The 25583-nt window shown below is 71.1% G+C and carries 24 protein-coding genes; 13 read left to right on the forward strand and 11 right to left on the reverse strand.

The window, feature by feature from the left end; all coding sequences use genetic code 11:
- Positions 1-120 precede the first annotated feature (120 nt).
- Positions 121-1347 carry a serine hydrolase domain-containing protein gene (locus OV090_RS11650; RefSeq protein WP_267703664.1) on the reverse strand — a complete coding sequence of 409 codons (1227 nt, stop codon included), beginning with the start codon at positions 1345-1347 and terminating at the stop codon, positions 121-123.
- Positions 1348-1583: 236 nt separating this feature from the next.
- Here OV090_RS11650 and OV090_RS11655 point away from each other — a divergent pair, with 236 nt between their 5' ends.
- From OV090_RS11655 to OV090_RS11675, 5 genes are all read left to right on the forward strand, one after another.
- Complete coding sequence (locus tag OV090_RS11655) at positions 1584-2393, forward strand: hypothetical protein (RefSeq protein WP_267703665.1); 810 nt, start codon at positions 1584-1586, stop codon at positions 2391-2393.
- A gap of 452 nt (positions 2394-2845) precedes the next feature.
- The gene (locus OV090_RS11660; RefSeq protein ID WP_267703666.1) at positions 2846-3088 is read left to right on the forward strand and encodes a helix-turn-helix domain-containing protein; all 243 of its coding nucleotides are present in this window, start codon (positions 2846-2848) and stop codon (positions 3086-3088) included.
- A gap of 468 nt (positions 3089-3556) precedes the next feature.
- Positions 3557-5152, forward strand: coding sequence for a hypothetical protein (locus OV090_RS11665; RefSeq protein ID WP_267703667.1), 1596 nt, complete (start codon positions 3557-3559; stop codon positions 5150-5152).
- Positions 5153-5342: 190 nt separating this feature from the next.
- Entirely contained in the window at positions 5343-5813 is a 471-nt protein-coding gene (locus OV090_RS11670; protein WP_267703668.1) for a nuclear transport factor 2 family protein, read from the forward strand.
- Positions 5814-6147: 334 nt separating this feature from the next.
- The gene (locus tag OV090_RS11675; RefSeq protein WP_267703669.1) at positions 6148-8598 is read left to right on the forward strand and encodes a PAS domain S-box protein; all 2451 of its coding nucleotides are present in this window, start codon (positions 6148-6150) and stop codon (positions 8596-8598) included.
- An 81-nt stretch (positions 8599-8679) separates the two neighbouring features.
- Here OV090_RS11675 and OV090_RS11680 read toward each other — a convergent pair whose 3' ends face one another.
- Positions 8680-10512, reverse strand: coding sequence for a hypothetical protein (locus OV090_RS11680; RefSeq protein WP_267703670.1), 1833 nt, complete (start codon positions 10510-10512; stop codon positions 8680-8682).
- Positions 10513-10614: 102 nt separating this feature from the next.
- Here OV090_RS11680 and OV090_RS11685 point away from each other — a divergent pair, with 102 nt between their 5' ends.
- Positions 10615-11484 carry a PAS domain-containing protein gene (locus tag OV090_RS11685; protein ID WP_267703671.1) on the forward strand — a complete coding sequence of 290 codons (870 nt, stop codon included), beginning with the start codon at positions 10615-10617 and terminating at the stop codon, positions 11482-11484.
- 167 nt (positions 11485-11651) lie between these two features.
- Here the strand turns inward: OV090_RS11685 and OV090_RS11690 are convergent, their stop codons facing one another.
- The 3 genes from OV090_RS11690 to OV090_RS11700 form a co-directional block, all read right to left on the reverse strand.
- On the reverse strand, positions 11652-12827 hold the full coding sequence (locus OV090_RS11690) for a hypothetical protein (RefSeq protein ID WP_267703672.1): 1176 nt from the start codon (positions 12825-12827) through the stop codon (positions 11652-11654).
- Between the two features lie 267 nt (positions 12828-13094).
- A complete protein-coding gene (locus OV090_RS11695; RefSeq protein WP_267703673.1) occupies positions 13095-13568 on the reverse strand; it encodes a hypothetical protein in 474 nt (157 codons plus the stop codon).
- Entirely contained in the window at positions 13565-14140 is a 576-nt protein-coding gene (locus tag OV090_RS11700) for a 3'-5' exonuclease (protein ID WP_267703674.1), read from the reverse strand. The genes OV090_RS11695 and OV090_RS11700 overlap by 4 nt, the downstream gene beginning before the upstream one ends.
- Before the next feature lie 57 nt (positions 14141-14197).
- On the opposite strand from OV090_RS11700, the gene OV090_RS11705 reads away from it, so the two are divergent.
- Together OV090_RS11705 and OV090_RS11710 are read left to right on the forward strand one after the other, a co-directional pair.
- Complete coding sequence (locus tag OV090_RS11705; RefSeq protein WP_267703675.1) at positions 14198-15199, forward strand: hypothetical protein; 1002 nt, start codon at positions 14198-14200, stop codon at positions 15197-15199.
- 417 nt (positions 15200-15616) lie between these two features.
- The gene (locus tag OV090_RS11710) at positions 15617-17005 is read left to right on the forward strand and encodes a Ca2+-dependent phosphoinositide-specific phospholipase C (protein ID WP_267703676.1); all 1389 of its coding nucleotides are present in this window, start codon (positions 15617-15619) and stop codon (positions 17003-17005) included.
- Between the two features lie 19 nt (positions 17006-17024).
- Here the strand turns inward: OV090_RS11710 and OV090_RS11715 are convergent, their stop codons facing one another.
- Entirely contained in the window at positions 17025-17186 is a 162-nt protein-coding gene (locus OV090_RS11715) for a hypothetical protein (RefSeq protein WP_267703677.1), read from the reverse strand.
- A gap of 357 nt (positions 17187-17543) precedes the next feature.
- Here OV090_RS11715 and OV090_RS11720 point away from each other — a divergent pair, with 357 nt between their 5' ends.
- Complete coding sequence (locus OV090_RS11720; RefSeq protein ID WP_267703678.1) at positions 17544-17915, forward strand: hypothetical protein; 372 nt, start codon at positions 17544-17546, stop codon at positions 17913-17915.
- Positions 17916-17931: 16 nt separating this feature from the next.
- Here the strand turns inward: OV090_RS11720 and OV090_RS11725 are convergent, their stop codons facing one another.
- From OV090_RS11725 to OV090_RS11735, 3 genes are all read right to left on the reverse strand, one after another.
- Positions 17932-18099 (reverse strand): hypothetical protein, encoded by a 168-nt coding sequence (locus OV090_RS11725; RefSeq protein WP_267703679.1) that lies wholly within the window; start codon positions 18097-18099, stop codon positions 17932-17934.
- Between the two features lie 66 nt (positions 18100-18165).
- Positions 18166-18834 (reverse strand): hypothetical protein, encoded by a 669-nt coding sequence (locus tag OV090_RS11730; RefSeq protein ID WP_267703680.1) that lies wholly within the window; start codon positions 18832-18834, stop codon positions 18166-18168.
- A gap of 266 nt (positions 18835-19100) precedes the next feature.
- On the reverse strand, positions 19101-20498 hold the full coding sequence (locus tag OV090_RS11735) for a DUF1552 domain-containing protein (RefSeq protein ID WP_267703681.1): 1398 nt from the start codon (positions 20496-20498) through the stop codon (positions 19101-19103).
- A gap of 596 nt (positions 20499-21094) precedes the next feature.
- Here OV090_RS11735 and OV090_RS11740 point away from each other — a divergent pair.
- Positions 21095-21436, forward strand: coding sequence for a hypothetical protein (locus tag OV090_RS11740; protein WP_267703682.1), 342 nt, complete (start codon positions 21095-21097; stop codon positions 21434-21436).
- The gene (locus OV090_RS11745) at positions 21433-22158 is read left to right on the forward strand and encodes a hypothetical protein (protein WP_267703683.1); all 726 of its coding nucleotides are present in this window, start codon (positions 21433-21435) and stop codon (positions 22156-22158) included. The genes OV090_RS11740 and OV090_RS11745 overlap by 4 nt, the downstream gene beginning before the upstream one ends.
- 27 nt (positions 22159-22185) lie before the next feature.
- On the opposite strand, the gene OV090_RS11750 is transcribed toward OV090_RS11745, so the two are convergent.
- Positions 22186-23382, reverse strand: coding sequence for a hypothetical protein (locus OV090_RS11750; protein ID WP_267703684.1), 1197 nt, complete (start codon positions 23380-23382; stop codon positions 22186-22188).
- 124 nt (positions 23383-23506) lie between these two features.
- Here OV090_RS11750 and OV090_RS11755 point away from each other — a divergent pair, with 124 nt between their 5' ends.
- The gene (locus OV090_RS11755; RefSeq protein WP_267703685.1) at positions 23507-24274 is read left to right on the forward strand and encodes a hypothetical protein; all 768 of its coding nucleotides are present in this window, start codon (positions 23507-23509) and stop codon (positions 24272-24274) included.
- A 49-nt stretch (positions 24275-24323) separates the two neighbouring features.
- The gene (locus OV090_RS11760; protein WP_267703686.1) at positions 24324-24884 is read left to right on the forward strand and encodes an STM3941 family protein; all 561 of its coding nucleotides are present in this window, start codon (positions 24324-24326) and stop codon (positions 24882-24884) included.
- A 166-nt stretch (positions 24885-25050) separates the two neighbouring features.
- Here OV090_RS11760 and OV090_RS11765 read toward each other — a convergent pair whose 3' ends face one another.
- Positions 25051-25428: a hypothetical protein gene (locus OV090_RS11765; protein ID WP_267703687.1), complete on the reverse strand. Its 378-nt coding sequence runs from the start codon at positions 25426-25428 to the stop codon at positions 25051-25053.
- Positions 25429-25583: the final 155 nt, after the last annotated feature.

Raw genomic sequence — 25583 nt, forward strand, 5'->3', positions numbered from 1 at the left:
GAATCTCAGAACGCCTTGGGCGACCCGCATAAAGCCCGAGGCGCGCCCCGCCGGCCCGGCGCGCGCGAGCTTACGACGCGCACGGCCTCGCCGGTCGGGCTCGCGCGCCCCGCCCGGCCGTCAATCGTCGACCGCCTGATACGCCAGCGTCCAGAAGTCGCGGCACACCGGCGGAGGTTGCGGCGAGCTCCACATGCGCTGCGTGAACAGCAGCGTGATCATGTCCTCCTGCGGATCGTTGCGCCACACCGAGCCGAGCCCGCCGTCCCAGCCGTACTGGCCGATCGGCGTGTACGCGTGGTCGCGCCGGGTCACGACCGAGACCCCGAAGCCGAACCCGGACGCCGCGAAGTCCTCCGGCGTGAAGCCCGACCGGGCCTTCTGCGCCGGCGTCAGGTGATCGGTCGTCATCAGCTCGACCGACGGGCGCGACAGGATCCGCTGACCCTCGTGCGTCCCGCCGGCCAGGAGCATCCGCGCGAACGCCAGATAATCGTCGGCGGTCGACACCAGCCCCGCCGCGCCCGACGCGAACGCCGGCGGCCGGCTCCACTGCCCGCCGCGGCCCTCGTCGTAGACCGTGAGCGAACCGTCGGGCTGCGGCCAATAACTGGTGGCGAGGCGATCGATCTGCGCCTCCGGCACGAAGAACCCGGTGTCCTTCATCCCCAGCGGCTCGAAGATCCGCGCGCGCAAGAACGCCGGGAACGCCTGGCCCGCCGCGCGCTCGATCAGGATCGACAGCAGCTCGGAGCCCATGTTGTAGAGCCACCGATCGCCCGGCTGGTACATCAGCGGCAGCGTCCCCAGCTTCGCCAACCACGCGTCGCCGGGCGGCACCGTGGCCGGCGCGGGCGGGCCCGAATCCAGCCCCAGCGCCGCCGCGGCGCGCTGGATCGGGTACGTCCCCGGCATCGCCATCAACATCCCGTAGCCGAGCCGGAAGGTCAGCAGGTCACGCACCGTGATCGCCCGCTCCGCCGGCACGGTGTCCTCGATCGCCGCATCGATCGCCCGCAGCACCCGCCGATCGGCCAGCTCCGGCAGCCACGCATCGACTGCATCGTCGAGCCGCAGCTTGCACTCCTCCACCAAGATCATCGTCGCCACCGCAGTGATCGGCTTGGTCATCGAGCTGATCCGGAACACGCTGTCGCGCCGCACGGGCGCTCCTCCAAACGCGAGCGCCCCCATCGCCTCGACGTGCGTCTCGCCGCCACGGCTCACCACCGCGACCAGCCCCGGCACCTCGCCGCGCTCGACACAGTCCGCCAAACCGTCCCGCACGCGCCCGAGCCGGGTCTTCGAGAGTGATTTTCTTGAAGAAGAAGCAGCAGTTCGTTCCATCGTCTCGCCTTTCGTGGGACCCTTCGAAGACGTGGACCGGCGCGCTGTGCGAGACTCATCGGTGCTCACCGCTACGGGAGCATGACTCAGCGCACGCTCCCGCGCTCGAACGAGCCCATGCATGGCGACATGACATGCTCCTACGGGTGCGACAGAGCTCCGCCTTGACACCCGCCGGGGGCATCGCTCAGCCTGTTCGCATGCACTTGCCTCCTCTTGCTTATAACGTGGTTCTGGTGACGCTCACGTCGCTCTTCGCGTGTGCTCCCGGCGCGCCCGGAGCCTCCGATAGCGGCTCGATCGCGCCGTCGACCTCCGATGCGACCGCGGCCTCGACGACCAGCGTCGAGTCGACGAGCTCGGCGGGGTCCGACTCGTCCGAACCATCTTCGAGCACCGCGACGAGCGACGGCACGTCGTCCACGGGGGGCGAGTTCCCGGCCGAGTGCGACAGCGCCGACCCGGCGGTCGCAGCGATGTTCGAGCTACAGATCGTCGATTGGCCCGACAATGCGCTCGTCCCGCCCGGGGTGCCATGCACGGTCGACGGCGTCACCTCCGAGGTGACCATGGTCGCTACCGCGCTCACCTGCGACGTCGAAGGGGTGACCCTGCCGGCGATCGTGGCGATCTCGGCCGCGCCCGAAGGGCAGGTCGCGTGGGTGACCGGCGACGCAGTGATCCTGCAGTACGGTGATTTCGGCACCGAGAGCGGGCAGGTCCACTATCTCCAATTGCGCGACGCGGACGACGACTCGGCGCTGCTGTACGCCGCGAAGTCCAGCTATCATCACAACGTCGGCACGGACATCGAGCCGGTGAGCTACGAGCTCCTGCAGGCCTGCGGGGTCGACGGCTACCGCCCGGCGCTGCTTCGATTCGCGCTCCACGACGCACAGGTCGAGATCTTCAGCGGCCACCGCGGGTCGCTGGCGATCGACGGCAGCGACGCGTACGCGATCGACGTGGGCGAGGCGCTGACCTCAGATCTCCACAAAAACGCGTCGTTGCACCTGCTGCTGCGGCGCGTGGTCATCGGCGAATGACGGCTCCGCTCAAGCGCTCGCCGGCGATCAGACCTCCCACGAGCCCTCCACCGATTTCGGCGCGTCATCGCGGCGGGTCCGGACCCCGCGCCGCGTCCGCGCCATTGCGTCGGCCATCCCGCTCTGCAGCGCCCCGAGCGTGTCGCACGGAGGCACAGGCGACCCGGCCTCCGCGCAAAACCGCGCAGCCCGCGGGCACGCGCGAAATCGCGTCTCCGCGCTGCCCATAATCCAATCACCACAGCGACGATCGGCCCTCGCAGTCCCGCGAATCATCTGACTGCCGCGATTCGCCGATCGAGCCGCAGCGACCTCGGCCGCGCTCGCTCGGGCCACCGGTCGCGTCCGCCGTGCCGCCCGTGACCGGCCCGCCACAATCGTCGGTCCACATGCGTGGATCGACGCACGCTCCCGCGCGCCGATATTCAGCCTGGCTTGATCCGCGCCAGACCATGGTCGCGCGCTACAAACTCGGCATGCCTCAGTTCATCCTTGAAGATTTCAACCTCGAAAACGCCGAGCGGCGCCTCTGCCTCGAGGCCCTGGAGCGGGCCGGCAACATCGTCGGCGCGGCCAAACTCCTCGGTATCACCCGTCACGCCATGAAGCGCCGCATCATCAAGCTGCGGCTCGACTGGACGCGAGGCGCAGTGCCGCCGCGAACTCCGTCGTCGGGGTCGACCGGACCCTCGTGAGCCCGGCGCGGTCGAATGCGCGCACGCATGAATGCGCGCGTCGTTCGTCCGCGCCGCGGCCCCTGGCGCGTCGGAGCGCGGGGTCGCGCCTCATTCGCAGCGCACGCGCACGTCGACCACCTCACCCGATCGGCGCTGGCCCTGTGAGCGACAGGCCGCTTCTTCGCAAACCTCGGACCGGTGAATGAGCGCACCGCAGATTGTGGGCAGTCGTCCCCGGCTTCGCCGCCGGGCCCATCACAGGGCCGCTCGCACGGGCGGCCGACGATGCCGACGAGGCCGCCCCGTCGCACGTCGACTCCAGCCTGAACGCTGGCAAAAGCGGTGAGTTAGCGCTCGCAGGCAGGCTGCTCCTGCGCCGGAGCGCGCCGCTGCCTGGCATATTCTCGCCGAAATGCGAGGCACCGGTCGCCACCGCGAGGCGCGGACCGACTGGTCCCCGTACGAGGTGCCTTGATGTTGCCATTATTGCGTAGCCTGACTTGGACCGCCGCGACCTCGCTCGTCGTCGGCGCTTGCTTCAATCCCAGCGGTCAGAACCCCGGGGCGACGACAGGCCCGGCCACCGACCCGGGCGGCGCGACCGAGCCGACCAGCGCGGGGGACAGCGACGCGACGGTCGCCCCGACCAGTTCCGGCACGACGATCGAGCCGACCACCGACGCCGCCACGCAGGCCAGCGACGGCGACACCGGCCCCTGCCCGGCCTGCGCCGCGCCGACCGCCTACTGCGCCGCAGGCGGCTGCATCGGCTGCCAGGACCTCCCCGCGCACGGCCTCCTGTGCGCCGACTTCGACGCCGCCAAACCGCAATGCGACCCCGGCGGCGAGTGTGTCGCCTGCGTCGTCGACGACCACTGCGACGCGCCCCTGCACTGCGACCCCGCGCAGAAGACCTGCGTCACCTGCGTCGACGACGTCCATTGCGGCGACCCCCTGAGCTGCGTCGACGGCCAGTGCGTCGGCTGCACCGGCGACGAGCAGTGCCCCGCGATCCAGCCGATCTGCGACCCGGCCTCGCAGACCTGCCGCTCGTGCCGCGCGCACGACGAATGCCCCGGCTCCGCGTGCGAGCTCGACGTCGGCACCTGCTTCCCGCCGCTCGCTACCCGCGACTGGTACGTCGATCCGGGCGTCCCGTGCGCCGACGACGACAAGTGCGTCGTCGCCGACGAGTGCTGCTCGGTCGAGCAGGCGATGGCCCGCGCCGCCGCCGACCCGGCCGCCTACCACATCCTCCACGTCAAGCCCGGGGTGCAGACCCGCCCGGTCCGCCTCGCGGTCCCCGGCAAGCGCGTCGCCCTGCTCGGCGTGCCCGACGTCGTGTTCACGGTCCCGAAAGCCGGCGCAGTGTTCGGCGTCGGCGACGACGTCGGCCTCCAGCACCTCGACAGCAAGCTGTACGTGTCGCGGCTGTACGTCACCGAGGGCCAGGCCACCACCGTCGCCGGCTGCGTCGAGGCGGGCCACCTCTGGCTCGACGAGGTCGGCGTCTTCGACGTCCCGGGCGAGGTCCTGTCCGCGGACCATTGCCTGCTCACGGTCCGTCGCTCGAGCTTCCGGGCCACCGGCGCCGGCATCACCTCCGGCGCAGGTGGAGTCGTCCACCTCGAGAACAGCATCGTCGGCGAGACGATGACCGGCGCACCGCTGCAGTCGACCGGCGGCGGCCAGCTCGACCTCCTCTACACCACCGTCGTCGACAAGGGCGCCGGCGGCATCGGCCTGCTGAACTGCCAGGACCCCGCGACCGTCACGATCCGCAACTCGATCCTCGCCGGCGTCGGCGGCGAGATCCAGTGCCCCGACGCCGAGCTGAAGATCGCCGACACAGTCACCACCGCGGACGGCCTCGGTGGCGCCAACATCACCGAGCTCGGCGTCGACGACCTCGCGTCGATCTTCGCCGACTACGCCGGCAGCAGCTACCACCTCGGACCCGGCGCGGCCCTGCTCGACCACTCCGCGGTGTGGCAACCCAGCGACCCGCCGATCGACATCGACGGCGAAGGCCGCCCCATGACCGCCGGCGCCCCCGACTTCGCCGGCGCCGACCGCCCCTGACCCTGCAGGCCCGATCGATCATGCCTTCTAAAAAAACATGCTCGATAGGACATGCCCTTTCGCACATGTCCCACCGACCATGCCCGCGACGCGAGCCGGCATCGCACCCGTGAGCCGCCCCGTCGCCCCCGGCCGGGCGCCCGGATCCGGGGGTTGACAGCGCGCCCGATCGCTTGCACAGCATGGACATATGCCCGAAGCACGACCGCCGCTGCCTCCGTTCACCGAAGAGACGGCCCGCCAGAAGGTCCGCGCCGCCGAGGACGCGTGGAACACCCGCGACCCCGACCGCGTGGTGCTGGCCTACTCCGAGGACACCCGCTGGCGCAACCGCGCCGAGTTCCCGGTCGGCCGCGAGGAGGTCCGGCGGTTCCTCCAGCGCAAGTGGGCCCGGGAGCTCGACTACCGCCTGATCAAGGAGCTGTGGGCCTTCGGCGGCTCCCGCATCGCAGTGCGCTTCGCCTACGAATGGCACGACGACTCCGAGCAATGGTTCCGCAGCTACGGCAACGAGAACTGGGAGTTCGACGCCCACGGCCTGATGGTGCGCCGCTACGCCAGCATCAACGACCTGCCGATCGCCCGCGCCGATCGCAAGTACCACTGGCCCCTGGGGCGGCGGCCCGACGACCACCCGGGCCTGAGCGAGCTGGGGCTGTGACGCCTCGCTCACCTGTCTCTCGGGACATCTCGTGATTCGCCGCGCGCCCGGCCGGCTCGGCGGTGCGACGCGCGCCTGCAGCCGCGAACGGGCGGCCGTCGCGCCCGGGCGGAGGCGGCCCCGCTTGAGCCGGTCCTGATCCGGCGCGGGCGACGAGGCCGTGAGGCGGTCCTCACGCGCACGCGCGCGGCGCAGGGCGGACGACGGCACACCGAGATCCGAGCGGCGTCGGCGTCGAGATTTACCGTTATTTTAGGGTGCGGCTCCCGTCGAGCGCTCGGTATTGTTGGAGCGTCTCGTGTCCTCGCTCCGCTCGACAGAATCGTCCAGTTCCGTGTTCACGGAGCTCGAGCGCGTCTCGCCGTTCCTGTTCTCCTTGCTGGAGAACAGCCCGGATTACGTGACGATGATCTCGCCCGAGGGCATCATTCGCTTCACCAACCGCACGCACCCGCGCTACGCGATGATCGGGCTGATCGGGCACAGCGTGTTCTCGTACCTCGCGCCGGAGTCGCACGAGGTGGCGCGCGCCTGCTTCCGCCGGGTCGTCGAGACCGGCGAGCCCGGCTTCTTCGAGGCGCTGGCGCACGTCGGGACCGAGGTCCGGCGCTACCACACCCGCGTCGGTCCGGTGCAGAGCGGCGGGCGGGTCGTCGCCCTCACGCTCATCTCGAGCGACGTCACCGAGAGGACCGAGATGGAGCAGCGACTGCGCGAGCAGCGAGACACCCTCGAGTTCGCCGCCGCCGCCACCGGCCTCGGCCTGTGGCACCTCGACGTGCGCACGCGCGAGCTCGTGTGGGACGACGAGATGATCCGGATCCACGGCCGCGGCGTCGCGCCGCGCGACTACACCGCGGTGCTCGACTGGGTCCACCCCGAAGACCGCGCGCGGGTCGACGCCACCGTCCGCGACAGCCTGACGAGCGGCACCTTCCAGGACCTCGAGTACCGCGTGGTGCGGCCCGACGGCGGCGTCGTGTGGGTGTTCGCCCGCGGCAAGGCGCTGCGCGGCGAGGACGGCCAGGTCACGCGCCTGCTCGGCGGCGTGCTCGACATCAGCGAGCGCAGGCGCAGCGAGGAGGCCCTGCGCGCCAGCGAGGAGCGCTACCGGACCTCGATCGCCGCGCTCGAGGAGGGCATCGTCCTGCAGAGCCGCGACGGCACGATCCACACCTGCAACGCCAGCGCCGAGCACCTGCTCGGCCTCACGCGCGACCAAATGCTGGGCCGGACCTCCCTCGACCCGCGCTGGCGTGCGGTCCACGAGGACGGCGCGCCGTTCCCCGGCCACACCCACCCCTCGTTCACCACCCTCATGTCAGGTGAGCCGCGCTCCGGGGTGATCATGGGCGTGCACAAGCCCGAGGGGCAGCTCACCTGGATCTCCATCAACTCGCGGCCGCTCTACCTCGCCGGCTCGCAGCAGCCCAGCGCCGTCGTCACCTCGTTCTTCGACATCACCGCGCGCAAGCACGCCGAGGCGGAGAACGAGCGGCTGCTGCGGGTCGAGCGCGCGGCTCGCCGGCGCGCCGTCCTCCTGGCCGAGACGAGCAAGCTCCTCGCCGCCTCGCTCGACGTCTTCGCCTCGCTCGAGGAGGTCGTCCGCCGCCTCGTGCCGGAGGCCGCCGACCTGGCCGTCGTCGAGCTGCTCGACGAGCACGCCGCGTTCGGCCCCGAGCACGCGGTCGCCATCGCCGCCGGCGAACCCGACCTCGAGGCGTGTTACCGCGAACTGGCGCGCCGGCCAGGCGACGGCCGCGGCGAGCTGCTCGAGCTCGTGCGCCACGGCGAGGTCCGGTTCACTGTCGTGCAGATCGACGGCGAGGCGCCGGTGCTGCCGGGCGTTCCGAAGGCCGAGCACCTGGCCGAGCGGCTGCGGCACCGCTCGTCGGTGCTGGTGCCGCTGACCGCCCGCTCGGAGCCGCTCGGCGTCCTCGTCCTCGGCGGGCGCACGCGGGCCTTCGACGCCGACGACCTCGCCCTGGCCGAGGAGCTGGCGCTGCGGATCGCCCAGTCCCTCGACGTCGCGCGGCTCTACCGCGACATGCAGACCGCGCTGCACAAGCGCGACGAGTTCATCGCGGTCGCCTCGCACGAGCTGCGCACGCCGCTGACGCCGCTGATGCTGCAGCTCGGGCGGCTCGAGCAGCTGTGCCGCGGTCGCAGCGAGCTGGCGACCGCTGTCGCGGCGCCGAAGATCCACACGATCTTGCGCCAGACCGAGCGGCTGCACCGGCTCATCGAAGAGCTGCTCGACGTCTCTCAGATCACCGGCGGGCGCTTCCACCTCGAGCCGGAGGCCCTCGACCTGGCGGCGCTGGTGCGCGAGACGATCGACGGCTTCGCCGAGCGGCTCGAGCGGGCCGGCTGCCCGGTCCGGCTCGAGATGCCGGCGCGGATCGAAGGACGCTGGGACCGCACCCGCCTCGAGCAGATCGTCAGCAACCTGCTGGCCAACGCCATGAAGTACGGCGCCGGCAAGCCGATCGACATCAGCCTGGCGGACCTGCCCGACTGCGTCCTCCTGTCGGTGCGCGACCGCGGGATCGGCATCTCGCTCAAGGACCAGGCCCGCGTGTTCCAGCGGTTCGAACGCGCCGTGTCCGAACGCCACTACGGCGGCTTCGGCCTCGGCCTGTGGGTCACCCGCCACGTCGCCGAGGCCATGGGCGGCTCCGTCACCGTCGAGAGCGCCCCCGACGTAGGCTCGACCTTTCGCGTCCGCCTGCCGCGCCAGACGCCCACCGCCGCCGCCGCGCAGCTCGCCCACCCGCCGCCGTGACGCGGCATGAGATGTCCTTCGGGACATATGTGTAAAAATAACATGTCCCTCGGGACATCTATCGATAACGAGACTTCGGCGTCAATCGACCGGCTGTTTGCGCGACCACAGCACCAGCGCGGCCGAGACCGCGAGCGCCGCGAGGGCCACGAGGCGGCCCGACCCGGGCAGCGGGAACAGCAGCCGGATCGCCCCGTAGAGCGCGAGGTACAGCGCCAGCCCGTCGCGGACCACGTGGCCGAGCGCGCGCGCGAGGGCTCGCCGCGGCGCCCCAGGATCGTCGCCCGCGGCCGCGGCGGTGCGGCCCCAGAAGCCCAGCGGGCGCGCGCGGCGGTAGAACTCGAGCCGCGCGTCCGGGTCGCTCGGCCCGGTCAGCAGCGCCACGATCGTCGTGATCCCCGTCGACGCCACCGCCATCACCGCCAGTCGCCAGTGCGCGTCGTCGGACCAGGCCAGCAGCGCCGGCGCCAGCACCAGGCTCGCGGCGATCGCCGCGAACTCGCACCACAGATTGATGCGCTCCCACAGCCAGCGCAGGATCAGCACCGCGCCGATCCCGGCCCCGAACAGCAGGCTGACGTGCCACGCCGCCTGGATCGATCCGATCCGGGCCGCCAGGACCAGCGCCACCGCCAGCAGGGCCACGTTGGCCAGGCGCGCCACCCACACCAATTCGCGGCCCGATGGTTTGCGCCCGCGCAGCGCCTCGCACCACAGCCGGCCGTAAATGTCGTGACTCCAGTAGCTCGCGCCCCAATTGAGGTGAGTGTCGATCGTCGACGCCAGCGCCGCCAGCATCGCCACCAGCATCAGGCCGCGCGCGCCCGGGGACAGCAACAGGTCGATGCCCTGCACGAACGTCTGCTCGCGCGCGGCCACGTCGATCGGGCCCGGCCCCGGGGGCAGCAGCACCAATAGCCCTAACGCGGTGATCACCCAGGGCACGCTGCGCAGCACGATCTGCAGCCACGCGAACACCAGCCCCGCGCGGCGGGCCTCGACCTCGTCGGTGCAGGCCATGCAGCGCTGGGCCAGGTAGCCGGTGCCGTCGGCGCTGGCCTGGAACAGCCACGGCAGCACCAGCACCACCAGCAGCGCCGGGCCGGCCTCGTCACCTGGCCAGAGGGACAGCCACTGATGCGCCTGCGCCTCGCCGTGGCCGGCCACCAGCGCCGCGGTGATCTGCTCGGGCCCGCCCACCGCCGCCAGCACCGCCCCGGCGTACAGCACGGTGCCGACCAGCATGATGGCGAGCTGCACCACGTCGGTCGCGACCACCGCGCGCAGCCCTCCCGTGAGCGAGTAGAGCGCGGTGAAGCCGAGCAACATCACGAGGCTGAGCAGCGCGTCGGCGCCGGCGACGTCGGGCGCGGCCCCACCGATGGCGACGAACTGCCCGCCGAACGCGCGCACGAACGACAGCACCGGCGAGAACCACGCCTCGGGCAGCCACGCGTGCCACGGCATGAACACCTCGGTGAAGCGCACCGCGCCGACGACCACCATCGCCAGGGCGGCCCCGTTCAGCACCCCGCCGTAGTAGAGCGCCTTGCAGGCGCGCAGCGCCAGCGCCCCGCGGCCGCCGTAGCGCAGCTCGACCAGCTCCGCGTCGGTCAGCACCCGCGCGCGCCGCCACGGGCCCGCGAACACGTACGCCAGCAGCAGGAACGACAGCCCGTAGATCCACAGCAGCCACAGCTGAGACAGCCCGCCGGCCGCGACCAGGCCGGTGACCAGCAGCGGCGTGTCGGCGGCGAACTGCGTCGCCGCCATGCTGGCGCCCGCTTGCCAGCCGCGCAGGGTGCGACCGGCGAGGAAGAACTCGCCCAGGTCGCGCGACGCCAGCCGCCGCGCCCGCAGGCCCGCGCTCACCGAGTAGGCGACGAAGGCGAGGACGAGGACGAGATCGAGCACGCGCGCCAGGTTTGGTCCGGGCCGAGCGCGCCGGCAAGTCGCTGCACGCCGGGAGCGCCGGGCATGAGCCGGAGGCGCGCTTGCGCTACAGTCGGCGCGCGCATGACTGACGCCGCCGAGACCCCGCTCGCCGAGCTCGCGCGCCTGCGCCGACAGGTCCTGGAGCTCGAATCCGAGGTCACGGCCCTGCGCGCCTCCGAGGCCGAGCAGCGGGCCATGTTCTCGGCGATGACCGACGCAGTGCTGATCGTCGACCGCGACGGCCGCTACCTGCGCCTGCCGGAGACCGCCACCAGCGCCCGCCACAAGCCCGACCCCCGGCTCCTCGGCAAGACCATGCACGACGCCTTGCCCGCCGCCGAGGCCGACGTCTTCGTCGCCGGCATCCGGCGCGTCCTCGCCGAGCGCCGCGTCCTCAACGACGTCTACAGCCGCACGATCGCCGGCGAGGAGCTGTGGTTCAGCGCCAACGCCTCGCCCCTCGGCGCCGACACCGTCCTCCTCGTGGTCCGCGAGATCACCGACGAAGTCCGCCACGAGCAGGCCCTGCGCGACAACGTGCGCCAGCAAGAGCGCCTGCGCGAGCACGAGGCCGCCCTGCTGCGGCTGTCGACGCCGCTCATCCCGATCGGCGACGACATCCTCGTGATGCCGCTGATCGGCCGGCTCGACGCGGCCCTCCTCGAGCACGCGCAAGACATTCTTCTGAAGGGGGTCGCTGCTGCACGCACGCGCGTGGCGATCGTCGACGTCACCGGCGTCGGCGAACTCGACGAGCCCGCCGCCGCGGGCCTGCTGAGGATCGCCCAGGCAGTCCGGCTGCTCGGCGCGCGCGTCGTGCTCACCGGCCTCCGCCCCCGAGTCGCCGCCGCCCTGGCATCGTCCGCCACCGCGTGGACCGACGTCACCGTCCGCGCGAGTTTAAAAGAGGCAGTCGCCGAGGTCACGGGCGACGCCCGCCGCGCGCCCTGAATCGTCAGGCGATGAATCGGTCGACCTCGCCCTTCTGTCCTTCAAGACAGAATCATCGCGGACACATCGCTTCCATGCCTGTCCTTCGGGCCATATGATTCGCATCGCAAGTACGACCGCTCGCCGTCGTTTCGCAAACTCTATCACCTGTCCCTCGGGCCAGCCGCTCAGTGTGCGCGCACCCACCACGCAGTCTCGCCGGCACCCAGCTCCTGCGTCCCCGCGGCGAGCACTCGCCCGAGCGGCGAGATCGCCAGGGACATCGTCGCCTCGAACGCGCCCTCGCCCGGCGGCTCTGCGCCGAGCGTCGACACCGGCCCGAGCGTCCCGTCGGCGGCGACGTGAAACAAACTGGCCGCGATGCCGGGCCCGTCGCCCTCGCTGCGACCGCCGACGAACACCCCGCCGCACGGCGACGCCACCGCGGCCATCAGCGTGTGCTCGCCGGCCTCGCCGTCGTCGCGGCCGATCTGCCACGCCGGCGCCCCCTCCGGCGACAGCGCCTGCAGCACGAACCCCGCGCGGTTGCCGGCCAGTGCGTACACCTGATCGCCGAGCCCGAGGTCGACGTTGACCACCCCGTGGTCGGCCACGAACTGGACCGCCTCGGACTGCCAGCGCAGCCCGCCGTCGGGCGCGAACGCGAGGACCTGCAGCGCCCAGGTGTTGTGCATGCCGTCCGACGCGACGATGTCGGCCAGCGCCACGTAGCTGTTGCCGGCGGCGTCGACGGCCAGGGCCGGGGCAAAGCCCGAGTCGCCGACATCCGCGCTCCACACGTGCCCCAGCTCGGCGTCGAAGCGGTCGAGGCGGAAATGGCTGCCGAGCGCGCCGAACACCTCCGCGACCGCGAACACCTCGCCCGCCGGCGCCGCGGCCACTGCGACGATCGGCTCGGCCTCGCTCCCGGCCAGCTCGATCACCTGCGAGCCAGCCGGCTCACCGTCGGCGCCCACGCGCATCAGCACGCCGCTCTCGCCCTCGGCGCCGCCGAGGACGACCTGTCCATCGGGCCAGGTCGCCAGCGCGAACACGACCTGCTCGTCGACGAACGAGCGCGACCACACCGGCCCGTCGGCGCCGAAGCGCAGGAGCTCCCGCGACAGCAGCACCAGCGCGTCGCCGCCCGGTCCGCTTGCGATCGCGCCCACGCTGGCGGCCGCAGGCGCGTGCCACAGCGGCGCGTCGAACACCGCCGGCACTGCCTCGCAGTCGAGCTCGGGCTCGCCGGTGGTCGGCGCTCCGGTGGTCGGCCCGTCCGTGGTCGTCGCCTCGGACGTCGACGCGCCCTCGGTGTCGCCGCCCGGCTTGGGACCGCACGCGCCCAGGCTGACCGTCACCACGGCCGCGCCGATTCGTCCTGCAGGAGAAGCTTTCATCATCCAATCCAGGGCCTCGCACGCGAGGGCATAGCACCGGCAACGCCGCTCACGCCAGCCCTCGAACACGCCGAGGATTCACCCCGCTTCGCGCCTGCGGCCTTCGGCCCCCCGGCGCGAGGTCGCACGTCATGCACTTCGAGACATGCTCACGAGGACATGCCCAAAAAGACATGTAAAAATATCGAGACCCATGTTAAAAATAGAAAGAAACTACGCCATCGCTCCGCCTCACGCGTGGGCGAGGAAGTGGCGCAGCTGGATGTCCGCGTCGTCGACCGCGCGGTGCGGCAGGTCGACGCGGAAGCTGCGGCCGCGGGCCTCGAACCACGACGACGCGCACACCGCCTTGAAGCCGAACGGGTTCTCATTGAGAAAAGTCCACGCGTACCAGACGATCCACGGCCAGTCGAACGCGGCCGGCCGGGCGATGAACGCCGCCCGGCGCTCGCGGTGCGGCAGCGTCCACGCCGCGAACTTGCCCATCGCCTCCGCGGGCGGCAGGCCCGAAGTCCGGGCCCGCGCGAACGAGCCGCGGCTGGTGATCACCTCGTCCGAGAGCGGCGCGATGAGCACCTCGAAGCGATCGATCACCCCGCGCTCCGCCGAGCCGACGACCGCGCCGAGCTCGGTGAGCGAGTGACGGCCGAGGATCGGCCCCGACGTCTCGACGTCGACCATGATCCACAGCTTGTCGCGGCTCATCGCGGCCTCCGTTCGTGGCGGGTGGCGATCGCCGCGCGGCCGATCGCGTACGGCAGCAGCCGGGCGATGTTCCGCGCGTCGTCGATGCCGCGGTGGTGCGTGCCCGTCGGCTTCAGGCCCACGCGCCGCAGCGCCCCGTAGGTGCCGCTCTGGCCCTCGCCCGCGGCCCGGGCGAACGCCTCCTTCAGGTTCAGGTGACGCGGCCCCAGCGGCGCGCGGACGCCGGCGCGCCGGGCGTCGCGCTCGAGCTGGTTGCGGTCGTAGCCGCCCCACGAGCAGAACAGCGCGCCCTGGCCGAACGCGGCCAGCTTCGGCGCGACGATCTTGAACGTCGGCGCGCGGGCCACGTCGGCCTGGCTGATCGTCGTCAGCTCGGTGCAGAACTGCGACAGCCGCGGGTGGACGAGGGGACGGACGAAGGTCTGGAACTCGGCGATCGGCTCCAGCGTGGCGCCGTCGACCAGGACGGCGCCGATCTCGATGATCTCGCTCTCCTCGCGCGGCAGGGCCCCGGAGTCGTCGCAGGTCGCCTCGAGGTCGACGACGAGGTAGCGGGTAATGACTTCAGACATGGTCGTGCTTGCTTCGGAACGGCAAAGCTTCCTTTCGCGGCCAGGTATAGTGCCGGCGTGGCCGACGAGGGCGGACAAGATTCCGGACAAGCCGCGGGCTTCACCTGGGGCGACCTGCTGGCGGCGCTGATCGAGCAGCACGGCACGCTCGCCGCGGTCGCGTGGAAGCTGATCGAGCAGGCCCCCGGCGACGACGTGGCCTCGATCGAGCGCGCGCTGCGACGGCTGCGGCAGCGCGGCCAGCTCGACGGCGGGGTGTGGGGCCAGCGGCTGCTGCGGGTGTTCGGCGTGCCCGCCTCGGTCGAGTCGCGCGTGCGCTGGATGGGCCTCTATCACAGCCCGTTCGGCGACCTGCCGCTGCCGCTGTGCGTCGACCAGCTGCGGCTGTGGGACCGGCCGCCGGTGTCGACCTCGCGCGCGCGCGTGTGGCTGCACCTCGGCCACGCCAGCTGCGCCCTGCGAGCGCGCGCGCTCGACGATGCCTCGGCGCAGCTGGTGAAGGCCACCGCCGCGCTCGCGGGCTTCGCCGGCCACGACGACGCCCGCGTCGAGCTCGCGCTGGTCCAGGCCTACGCGGCCAGCCAGCGCGGCGAGCCGGTACTCGCGGCCCTCGACGCCGTCGCATCCACGCTCGCCGCCGCCGCGCTCGCGCCCGCCGACGCGGCCTGCTTCCGCGCGCGCCTCGTCGACCAGCGCGCCTATCAATTGAACCGCGCCGGCGATCACGCCGCCGCGCAGGCGCTGTTCGAGTCGCTGCCCACGAGCGACGTCCACCCGTTCGCCAGCTATCGCCGCGACGCCGGCCTCGCCTTCGGCTGCCTCCGCGCCGGTCGCCCCGACGAGGCCCTGCGCCTGGCCCTGCGAGCCTGCGAGCACGCCGGCGACGGCGGCTACACCCGCCTGCGCGCGATGGGCCTGCTGCTGGTCGCCCGCATCCAGGGCCAGCCCGACGGCGACCGCGCCCGCGCCCGCGCCCACGCGATCGCCCGCCGCCTCGACGACCACGAGCTGCTCGCCCGCGTCGAACGTCAAGCGCGTCGAAGCAGCGAGCGCGAATGAACGATCGCGCAGCGACGCACTGAGTGACGACACGTCGCCCGAACGCGTCGTCCCCTCGCGCTCCGTGAAACCTCGAGAGCGCCCCGATTCACCCATCCGCGCCGGTTTCACCGCTGTCAAAATTTGTCGATGCGTGTGCTCACCGGCACCGGCAACGCCTGCCCCGCCCGCTCGCCGCGACCCTCGTGATCCGCGGGCGCCGTCGGCGACACTCACCTCCCGGCTGCGGCATCCGGGGAGGCGAAGCCCTCGCCCCGCTGCCGCGGAGCTCCGCGGTTCGGCGCGCGCATCTATCGACGCGCGCCGGCCTCGTGACGGCCACCACCTCGAATTCGTTCGCCGGCGCTCGTCCGCCGCGCGCGCGGACCGGCGGAGCTCCGTCCGAATCACCCCACCCTCACCCTGCTCAAGGTCCTTATGCATTCGAAAAAAATCTGCTCGCTCTCGTTGCTCGCCGGCCTCACCCTCGCTGCAGTCCCCGCCACCGCCCACGCCGACGCGCCCGACGCCCTCGACTTCTGGTGGAGCGACTCGTACAGCGACGTGTACTTCGCCCGCCCGCACAACACCTATCAAAAGACCGCCGAGTACCCCAACCTCGATTATGCCCTGTGGGACGGCTTCCACGCGCTCGAGCTCGACGTCCACGAGTACAAGCAGGTCGGAGGGGTCAAGCAGTTCCCGGTCAAGCACGACGCGTGGAACAGCGACACCGGCAACAACTGTCGCTGGGGTCAGGGCGGCTACCTGCGCGACTGTCTGCACGACATCCGCAACTGGAGCGACTACAACCCCGGCCACCTGCCGATCACCGTGCAGATCGATCTCAAGGCGATCAGCCCCTACGCCTGGGGCGACGCGCAGTACGACGAATTGCACGCGCAGGTGGCCGAGGTGCTCGGGAGCAAGCTGTACAGGCCCAACGAGCTGCGCGCCTTCACTGGTAACGACAGCCTGCGCCAGGGCGTTTATACCTCCGGCTGGCCGTCGCTCAGCGCGCTGCAGGGCAAGGTCATCGTCCTCATCATGGGCGGGCCGCTCGGCGACAAGAACGACTATCAGGAGAACTACGTCCGCCGGTACGACTACAACGCCAACTTCTTCGTCTGTCCCAACGCCGACAGCCCGGCCGACTTCGACTGGTGGGGCAACGCCAACGACTTCGACGAGCCCCAGACCAACAAGTGGGTCATCTGCGGCAACGTCGGCTCGCCCGCCGGCTGGGACAGCATCGCCGCCCGCGCCGACGCCAATCACCAGCTGATGAACCTGTGGAGCGGCAGCTACGAGCACGACGAGTTCTGGCGCATGTACCTCGCGGTCGGCTGGGGCGCGTCGATGATCAGCCGCGGCAACGCCGACACCTTCTACGACAAGATCCCGCTGGTCGGCCTGCGCAGCTCGGTGCCGGTCCAGTTCCAGATGGTCAACGACAACAGCAACAAGTGCGTCGACGTGTGGAACGGCGCCTACTCCAACGGCACGGACATCATTCAATGGTCGTGCAACAGCGACCCGAACCAGGCGTGGATCTACACCGGCGCGGGCCAGCTGCGCTCGGCCGGCAACACCGCCTATTGCTACGACATCGAGGGCGGCAACGGCAACCTCGGCGACCGCCACCACATCTGGAAGTGCGACGGCGGCGACAGCGAGAAGTGGCGCCTCGAGTGGTTCGGCTCGTTCCGCGGCATGAAGGACCGCTGCATGGACGTGCCGAACAGCAGCACCGCCGACGGCGTCCAGCTGTGGCACTACGACTGCAACGGCACCGGCGCCCAGCGCTTCCACCTGCAGTGGTGGTGATCCGCGCGGCCGCGGCGCGTCAGTCTGCGCGCGCGACCGCGGCCGCCCCGAAAGCCGCGCCGGCCAGCAGCGCGAGGACGTTCTCCAGGGCCCACTGGAACGATTCGGCCGCCGATCCGGGGATCACCGTGGCGGCCGAGCAGACGAACCACAGCGCGGAGGCCAAGATACCCGCGACCACGTACCAGGACCTTCGCCGGCTCGGCTTCATGCGTCTCCCTGCCCGCGCTCTATACCACGTCACGGGACGGACGCATCGAGCAAGATCGCGCCGGACGCGGTGCGTCCACACTATCACAAGCTCCGGCCGCTCCGGGCCCTGCGGGTCAGCGTTCTGCCCGCGCACCGGCGCCCGGGCCCGGCGTGGGCCGTGCCCCTCCGGCGTCGCTTCATGCTATCGATCGGCCTCATGCCTTGCTTGCGTTCTGTCGCGCTCGTGCTCGCCGTGGGATGCAGCGCGGCCTGTGTCAGGTCTCCCGACGGCTCCACCGAATCCGCGTCCACGACCTCGTCGTCGGAAGTGTCGACGGGCCTGTGCATGTCGGAGTTCCACGGCCCCTATTATTGCGAGTGCCACGACGGCACGAAGATGTGCGACGAAGGCGGCGTGAGCGTGTGCGTCTCTCGGGACGACGACGTCATCACGGATTACAAGTGGAGCCCGTGCGGCGAGTGTCTCCCGGGAGAAGTGCGCGCCTGCGACGTCGCAGGCGCTCCGGGCCGGCAGTTCTGCAACGTCCTTCGGTTCCCCGACAACCAGATCGACGACCTGCCCACCCCGGAATGGGGGACCTGCTTGCGCGAGGACGAGATCGAGTGCGAGCCGGTTCAATCGAAGTCATGCGGCGGCGACGTCTCCGTCGAGTGCGACGTCGACGGAATGGGCGTCCCGTACTGGCCGTCTTGTTGACTCGCGCGGGATCGCGTCACGCCAGCAGCTCGCCGTACTCGCCCTCCTCGCGGCCCTTGCGGCCGAACGCGGTGATCGGCGACCCGTCCTCGCCGCAGCAGCCGACCGCGTTGAGCAGGGTGACCAGCAGGCGGTTGTGCGGGTATCGCAGATCCCACGGGTCCTGGCCGGCGACGAGGCGCATCGAGCGAGATCGCGCCGGCGGAACACCGCGAAGACGCGCCTGGACGGACAGCCCGTGGAGCACGTCTCACGCCGGGTGATAGACGTGGTCGTCCCAGACGAGCTCGCCGGTGGCGGCGTCGATCGTACCACCGTGCGGGTCCTGCAGCAGGTCGAAGGCCTCGATGACGCCATCGACGCAGGTATAGGGCCCCTGCAGGCCGTAGTCCGAGAGTATATGGTCGAAGCTGTCGGCCGTGAACTTGATCGACCAGTGACACAGCACGACGCCCATGGGACTGAGGCCGCACTCGAGCATCTCGTCGCTCTCGAATTCCTTGCCGACCAGGAAGTCACAATCGCTCAAGGGAACGCCCGTCGTGCTCGAGGTGTCGTCGGTGGTCTCGACCGGACCGGTGCTGGTGGAGCCCGTCGCGTCGGTGGTCCCGACAGTCTCGCTGCTCGCGGTGTCGTCGGTGGTCTCGACCGGTCCGGTGCTGGTGGAGCCCGTCGCGTCGGTGGTCCCGACAGTCTCGCTGCTCGAGGCGCCGTCGGTGGTATCGACCGGCCCGGTGCCGGTGCCGCTCGTCGGCTCGCTGGTAGCAGTATTGGTCGGTCCGACCGTGGTCGAGTCGCTGGTGGCGGTCGAGTCGGTCGACGGGTTCGACGTGGTCGATTCGGTGCCACTGCCCTGCTCCTGAGGCGAGCAGGCCGAGCAGGTGACACACATCAAGGCGAGGCCAGGCAAAAATCGCATAAGCAGAGCCTACAAGAGCTACCGCGTCCCGTCGAGTGCGGCGAGCCGCGGGCGGTGGACTGCCCCGTATGATCAGCGAAGGGACAAGTCCCCCGGCAGCACCCCGACGCTGGCGAGGGTGCTTCCGGGAGCATGGCGGGTTTGCGATCGCATGTCCTCGAGGACATCCTCGCTGGGGCGAACTGCGAGCTCGCACACACGGCGCCCGGCCACGACGTCGGTGCCGCAGCGGCTGAGCGCTCGACGCGTGCCCCCCGGGGCCCGCGTCACGCCAGCAGCTCGCCGTACTCGCCCTCCTCGAGCCCCTTGCGCCCGAACTCGGTGATCGGCGACCCGTCCTCGCCGCAGCAGCCGACCGCGTTGAGCAGGGTGACCAGCAGGCGGTTGTGCGGGTATCGCAGGTCCCACGGGTCCTGGCCGGCGACGAGGTCGATGAACTGCCCCTGCTTGAGGTAGCCGCCGGCGCTGCCGGCGATCACCGTCGGCAGGTCGACGTACGAGTGGACCTTGCCGTCGGACAGCTCGTGCATCCACACCACCGCCGAGCGGTCGAGCACCGTGCCGTCGCCCTCCTCGTAGGCCGACAGGCGGTCCAGCAGGTACTTGAATTGCCCCGCGTGCCATTGATCGATCTGCGACAGCATCTCGCGGTAGCCGACCACCTCCTCGCCGCTGTCGTCGTCCTTGGTGTTGCCGTGCGACAGCTTGTGGTGGTTGTATTCGTGCTCCATCCCGTCCCACTGGTAGATCGGCCCGCCCGAGCCCGAGGCCCACTGGATCGTCGCCACGTGCGTCGCCCCGCACGCGATCGCCATCGCCAGCACGTCGAGCTGCATGCGGCCGATCGCCTTGAACTGCGCGTCGAGCTCCACCGATTCGGGGTCGACCGCCTCGAGCTCGGCCGCCCGCGCGGGATCGAGGGCACAGGCGACGAGGCCGTTGCCGGCCATCTCGACCTCGAGGTCGCGGATCGAGTCCGCGTGCATCTCGAGCTTCATCGCGTCCTCGTGCCCGAGGCCTCTGGCCTTGAGCGCCTTGAACTCGTCCTCGACCAGGTCGAGCACGCTCTGCCGGCGCGTGGCGATCCGCAGCTTCTCCACCTCGGACAGCTCGCCCAGGCCCATGAGGTCCTGATACGTCAGCCACGGGTTGCCCTCGGGCGACACCGGCATGCCGCTGCCCGCATACGAGATGTGGCCGAGGTGGTCGGGGTGGCGCCACCCGACCGAGAGTGTCAGCGACGGCCGGCCGTCGTGATTGAGCTGCGCGGCCGCGAATTGATCGACGGAGATGCCGGTCGCATACAGCGTGTCTGGATCGAGCGGCTGCGCAGTGAGCTTGTGACCCATGCCCATGGCGTGGTCGTTGCCGGCGGTGCCGGGATCGTGCCCCCAGCCCTTCGGCACCATGTGCAGACCTCGCGTTACCAGCAGCCGGTCACGATAGGCCGCCAGCGGCTCCAGCGCCGATCCCATCAGCGATTCCATGGTCAGCGGGCCGGGCGTCTGCGGAAAGAAAGACTCCATGTTGACGCCGTTGCAGGTGAAGAACACGACGAGGCGCTTGCCGCCGGGCTCGGCCGCTCGCGCGGTGCCGCGGCGTCCGACCAGCGATTCGAGCAACGGCAACGCGACGGCGACCCCGCCCGCGCCTCGCAAGAACATCCGTCGCCGCATCCTGCTCGCTCCCGTCCGCGCGGCAGGCTCGAATCCCACCACCAGCGACGCCCCGATGTACGCTCCGGAGCTCGCGCCGCGAACGACTTCCAATTTGTCACACTCGTCGGCCACTACCACGAATTCGTGTTCGTGTCTCGAGCAGCCCGACGTCACGCCCGCCGCCCGACGGATGCCCGCACACCTGGCCACGACCCCGCGTCGTTGACGCCGTTCCTCTCTCTGCCCCTCCGCAGCGCGGTGCAGACTGCTCGTACGCGGCGCGCGAGATTTCCTGTCCTCGGAGACATATGATGGCAGTCGCGCCGCCCGCGACGCACCTCGCGGCCCCGTCGTCCCCGGGCGAACGGAGAACGATCACGGCCCCGGCGTGAGCGCACGCGGCGACCGGGGAATCACAGGACGTCCGCGCAACGTACACGCACCTCGGCCGAGCTCATCCGTAAATCGCCCCAGGTGCCCATTCCTCGCCGCTGCACGGCTCAGCCCGGCCGGCGCTCTCAATATACAGTCCAGCCCGGTCCATCGCAGCAGTGGCCCTTCCGTATACCCAGCGGGCGACCGTCGCGCTACCCTCGCGCGCCGTGTCCCTCGCACGCCGGATCCTCGCGCTCTCGCTCGCCCTGACCGCCTGCCAGACGGTGGGGCCGCAGTCCATGAAGTACGGCCGCGGGCAATACAACCAGACCGTCCAGCGCACCGACGCCGAGCAATTGCTGCTGAACCTCGTCCGCCTGCGCTACCGCGATCCGCCGCTGTTCCTCGAGGTGACCAGCATCGCCACCAGCCTGTCGCTCGAGCTCGGCACCGGGGTCACGGGCAACGCCGGCGGCATCAATACAGTGACGCCGAGCGGCAGCGTTCTGTACACTGAGCGGCCGACGATCACCTACGCCCCGCTGCACGGCAGCCGCTTCGGTTCATGACCCCGATCGAGCCGCGGGTCCTGCTGCTGCTCTACCACTCGGGCTGGGCGATCGACCGCATCTTAAAAGTGTTCGTCCAGCGCATCGGCTCGCTGCCGAACGCGCCGCGGGCGTCGGGGCCGACGCCGGACAACGCGCCGAAGTACGAGGACTTCTTCCGCGCCTGCGAGATCTTGCGCCACCTGTGGCGCGACGGTCACCTCGAATTCGGCGAGACCCGCCACGGCGAGGTCCCGGTCCTCGTCATTCACATCGACCCCTCGCGCGCCGAGGACCCGATGGTCGCCGAGCTGGCCCGCGTGCTCGGCCTGCCGCAGCCGACCACGACGGTGCTGTTCGGCGCGACCCTGCGCTCGAACGATCCGGCGCTGGTGCCGATCGTGACCCGCTCGCTGCTCGCCGCGATGTACTACGCCTCGCAGGGCGTCGACCCGCCCGAGCTCGACCTCCGCCGCGGCAAGGTCACGCGCACCCAGGAGGCCGACGGCGCCGACTTCGACTGGACCCGCGTGACCGGCAAGATCTTGCGGGTCCATCACGCCAATCGCCGCCCCTCCGACGCGTTCGTCGCGGTGTCGTACCGCGGGCACTGGTGGTACATCGACGACACCGACCTCGATTCGAAATCGACGTTCTCGTTCCTCAGCCAGACGGTCGAATTGCTGTCGAACGACGTCCGGACGGCCACCCCGGTGCTGACCCTGCCGATCAGCGCCGGGTGACGCGCGGGGCGCCCTGCGGCGGCCGATCTAGCCGCGACGCGAGCGCGGCCACAGCCGCGGCAGCAGCAGCGCCACCGCCCGCATCTCGAGCGACTTGCGGATCACTCGCTCGGCGGCCTCCGTCGCGCGCGCGCACCAGCCCGACGGATCGCCGCCGAGCAGCGCCGACGGGTCCGCGCGGGCCTCGGTGAGCAGCTGCTCCATCGCCGCGATCGCGCGCGCCAGCGAGGCAGTCGCGGGGGCGCGCCAGCGCGGGTCGTCCGCGAGCGCCAGAGCGCGGATCACCGCCTCGGCGTCGCCGTTTCGCGCCGCGGCGATCACCGCGTGGAGCTGGCGGTAGCGGGCCTCGGCGCGCTCCTCGCCCGGCAGGATGAACGACCCGTGCGGCGTGCCGAGCGTCTCGAACACGTAGGCCTGGCGCGCATCCATCTCCGACGTGAAGTGCCAGCGCTGCTCGTCGTGGTGCAGGAACGTCCAGATGTCGTTGATCCGCATGTCCTCGCCGCGCGGCAGGATCGCGTCGGTGATGAGCCCGTAGCGCAGCTGGTGACGCTGGCGGTCGAGCGAGCGGCGGTCCATCAGCACCAGCGGCCGCGTCACCTGCTGCAGCGGGATCCACACGTTGAGCAGCGCCAGGCGCGACAGGCGATTGCGCCGACCCGGCGACTCGTGGCGGAACAGCCACGGGGCCGCCCCGCGCATCATCTGGCGCAGCGGCGTGCCCTCGACGTCCTGATCGGCGTGGACGGCCACCGACGCGTCGTGCTCGTTCATCTCCGGGGTGGGCTCGCGGATCAGCGCCATCCCGTTAGGCCCGGCGCGGCGCATGAAAAAACCCTCGCGGGCGATGAACAGCAGCCACAGCCGTTCGCCGCTCGGCAGCGTGAACGCGCGGCCGAGCAGGTTGCGGCGGATGTCGGCCACGTCGGCCGGGCCCAGCCGACCGGCCATCCGCACGCGCCCCAGCGCGGCCTGCAGCTCGCTACGCGCCGACAGATCGATGCGGGCAAAGCCGTGCTCGCGCAGGTCGGGCTGCAGGCCGCCCGGGGCCGAGCCATCGTAAGCGCGACAGATCCGCCGATCGTAGGCCTGCGGATCGGCGCGCGTGCTCGGGTCGAGCGTCCGCGCGCGCCGGGAGTTGCGGCCGTCGAGCGAGACATCCTCGAGCCGCGTGAACGCCAGCTCGGCGTCGATGGCAAGGTTGGGGTCGGCGGCGGTCGGCATGCGGGCTGTCGCCATCTTACCGCACCCGGGCGCGTGCGGCCGCCTGCGCTGGGGCGCGCTCGCCTCACGACCGGGGCCAGCGCCCAGTCTGGTGCTGAATCTGCGGCTGGGGCATCTTCCGCCCATGCGCTTCACCTTCGCCCTGCTGTCCACGGCCCTCATCACGCTCGCCGCCTGCCCTGATTCCGGCGGCGACACCGACTCTGCCACCACGACGACGACCGCGACGACGACCACCACCACCGACGCGAGCGCCGGCACCGCGACGACGACCACCAGCGATGGTGGCACCTCGGCGCCGACCACCGGGTCGACCGGCGACCCGGTGTTCCCGTGCGAGGGCTCGCTGCCCCCGGCCGGCAGCGCGTGCGAGGCCGAGGGCGCGGTCTGCCCCTTCCAGGACGACCTGTGCGTGGCCTTCACCGCCGCGACCTGCGAGGGCGGCGCCTGGGTGCATTTCGACAACGTCCCCGGCCCCGAGTGCGGCGAGGATTCGTGCGACCCGAGCGACCCGCCGCTCGAGGGCGACCCGTGCACCACCGAGGGCGCCTCGTGCTCGACCGACTGCTCCGACGTGTGCCTGTTCTGCAACGCGTGGAGCTGCAGCGAGGGCATGTGGCACCGCATCGAGGTGTTCCCCGAGCCGTGCCTCGAGTGCGACGCGATCTGCGACTTCGTGATCGTGCCGATGTGCGCCGGCGGTCCGCCCGACAAGGCGGCCTGCGTCGCCGGCTGCGAGGACAGCAAGACCGGCGCCTGCAAGGCCGAGTTCTCCGACCTGCGCGCGTGCGCCGGCGAGCAGCCGACGTTCACGTGCGACGACGCCCAGCGCCCGCTGGTCGCCGGCTGCGAGGATGCGTTCACCGCGTTCTACGACTGCTCGATGCCGTGACCGCGCCGGCCTGCTCGACGCGAGCGGGCGCCGGTGACATCCTGTGCGGGTGAACCAGCCCGTGGACACCTCGCGCACGATCGAACTCCTCCACTCGCCGCTGAAGATGTTCGGCTTGCTCGTCCTCGGCGTGTTGATGACCTCGCTCGCGCTGGTGTTCGTCCTCCCCGTCTTCCCGGGGCTCGGCAGCGACCCAGTGACTCACGCCGTCGGGATCGTCGGCACTCTGTTCTTCGGCCTCTGTACCCTCATGATCCTGCGCCAGTGGTTCACTCTGGAGGCAGTGATCACGATCTCGCCGGCCGGCCTGCGCGATGTCCGGATCGCGCAGGAATTCATCCCCTGGCCCGCGATGGAGCGGCTCTCCACCTGGACCCTCCAGGGCCAGACCATCCTGGTCGTCGCGGTCGCGCCGGAGGTCGAGTCGCGCTTGACCTTGACGCGGACCGCCCGCTGGACGCGCGGCGCCAATCGCAAGCTCGGCGCCGACGGCCTGTGCGTCACGGCCCAGGGCCTGAAGCTCGAATTCGCCGGCCTGGCCGCGCTCGTCCACGCGTACGCCGCGACGTACGGCGCGCCGGCTGCCAGCGCCGCGCCCTCGCCCGACTGACGGCTGCCGCGAATGCGCGGTGCTCACATTCAGGCGAGCTCCGCAAATCACGGGACCACGGACGCGGCGGTCTGGAGGCACGGCGCGAGCTCGCAGATTCGCCATGTCCTCTTCGCCATGCCCTCACGGACATGTCCGAACCTGGATGCCCCGCGGCCGCGCACGTCTACTTCCGCCGGGTGCTGCGCACGGCCATGATCGTGAACACCACGAACGCGAGCGCCCCGCCGCCGATGTACGGATACGTGTTCGCCTCGCTCGCGCGCAAGAGGCGGAGAGTGCCCGCGCCGCTCTCCATCGTCGACATCGCGTCGATGTACTGCGCGCGGTCCTCCGGCAGGACGTCGCCTTGCGGGTCGTACTTCACCCGGGCGAGGCTGGCTTCCGCGGCCTCGAGCCGTTCGCGCGTCTCGGCCAGCGTGCCCTGGAACTTCAAATAATCGCTGATGCCGGCGCCTGCCACCAGCAGCGCGACGAGCGCGAGGAACCCGGCGGCAAAGGTGGTCGAGTTGAAGGAGCGGCGGGCTGGGGTCGAGGTCACCATCTCGTGGGGGAAGGACGTCGCCTTCCGGGCCAGGTCGCACGGGAAATCGCGAAAGGGTGGTTTCGTCCGCGAACGCGAGCCGACCCCAGGGTGGCCCCGACCTGCGCTGTGGTGGCAGGTGTCGCTGCTCGTCGCTCAGGATGCGGGTATGCTGA

The organism is Nannocystis sp. RBIL2 (assembly GCF_026626745.1).
In the GTDB taxonomy this organism is placed as follows: domain Bacteria; phylum Myxococcota_A; class Polyangia; order Nannocystales; family Nannocystaceae; genus Nannocystis.

What these genes read in the sequence shown, in the direction of transcription:
- OV090_RS11750 (WP_267703684.1), bottom strand. Translation starts at nt 23,382, where the DNA reads ATGCCGACCGCCGCCGACCCCAACCTTGCCATCGACGCCGAGCTGGCG.
- OV090_RS11745 (WP_267703683.1), top strand. Translation starts at nt 21,433, where the DNA reads ATGACCCCGATCGAGCCGCGGGTCCTGCTGCTGCTCTACCACTCGGGC.
- OV090_RS11650 (WP_267703664.1), bottom strand. Translation starts at nt 1,347, where the DNA reads ATGGAACGAACTGCTGCTTCTTCTTCAAGAAAATCACTCTCGAAGACC.
- OV090_RS11710 (WP_267703676.1), top strand. Translation starts at nt 15,617, where the DNA reads ATGCATTCGAAAAAAATCTGCTCGCTCTCGTTGCTCGCCGGCCTCACC.
- OV090_RS11670 (WP_267703668.1), top strand. Translation starts at nt 5,343, where the DNA reads ATGCCCGAAGCACGACCGCCGCTGCCTCCGTTCACCGAAGAGACGGCC.
- OV090_RS11765 (WP_267703687.1), bottom strand. Translation starts at nt 25,428, where the DNA reads ATGGTGACCTCGACCCCAGCCCGCCGCTCCTTCAACTCGACCACCTTT.
- OV090_RS11660 (WP_267703666.1), top strand. Translation starts at nt 2,846, where the DNA reads ATGGTCGCGCGCTACAAACTCGGCATGCCTCAGTTCATCCTTGAAGAT.
- OV090_RS11685 (WP_267703671.1), top strand. Translation starts at nt 10,615, where the DNA reads ATGACTGACGCCGCCGAGACCCCGCTCGCCGAGCTCGCGCGCCTGCGC.
- OV090_RS11725 (WP_267703679.1), bottom strand. Translation starts at nt 18,099, where the DNA reads ATGCGCCTCGTCGCCGGCCAGGACCCGTGGGATCTGCGATACCCGCAC.
- OV090_RS11720 (WP_267703678.1), top strand. Translation starts at nt 17,544, where the DNA reads ATGTCGGAGTTCCACGGCCCCTATTATTGCGAGTGCCACGACGGCACG.
- OV090_RS11755 (WP_267703685.1), top strand. Translation starts at nt 23,507, where the DNA reads ATGCGCTTCACCTTCGCCCTGCTGTCCACGGCCCTCATCACGCTCGCC.
- OV090_RS11700 (WP_267703674.1), bottom strand. Translation starts at nt 14,140, where the DNA reads ATGTCTGAAGTCATTACCCGCTACCTCGTCGTCGACCTCGAGGCGACC.
- OV090_RS11735 (WP_267703681.1), bottom strand. Translation starts at nt 20,498, where the DNA reads ATGTTCTTGCGAGGCGCGGGCGGGGTCGCCGTCGCGTTGCCGTTGCTC.
- OV090_RS11730 (WP_267703680.1), bottom strand. Translation starts at nt 18,834, where the DNA reads ATGCGATTTTTGCCTGGCCTCGCCTTGATGTGTGTCACCTGCTCGGCC.
- OV090_RS11695 (WP_267703673.1), bottom strand. Translation starts at nt 13,568, where the DNA reads ATGAGCCGCGACAAGCTGTGGATCATGGTCGACGTCGAGACGTCGGGG.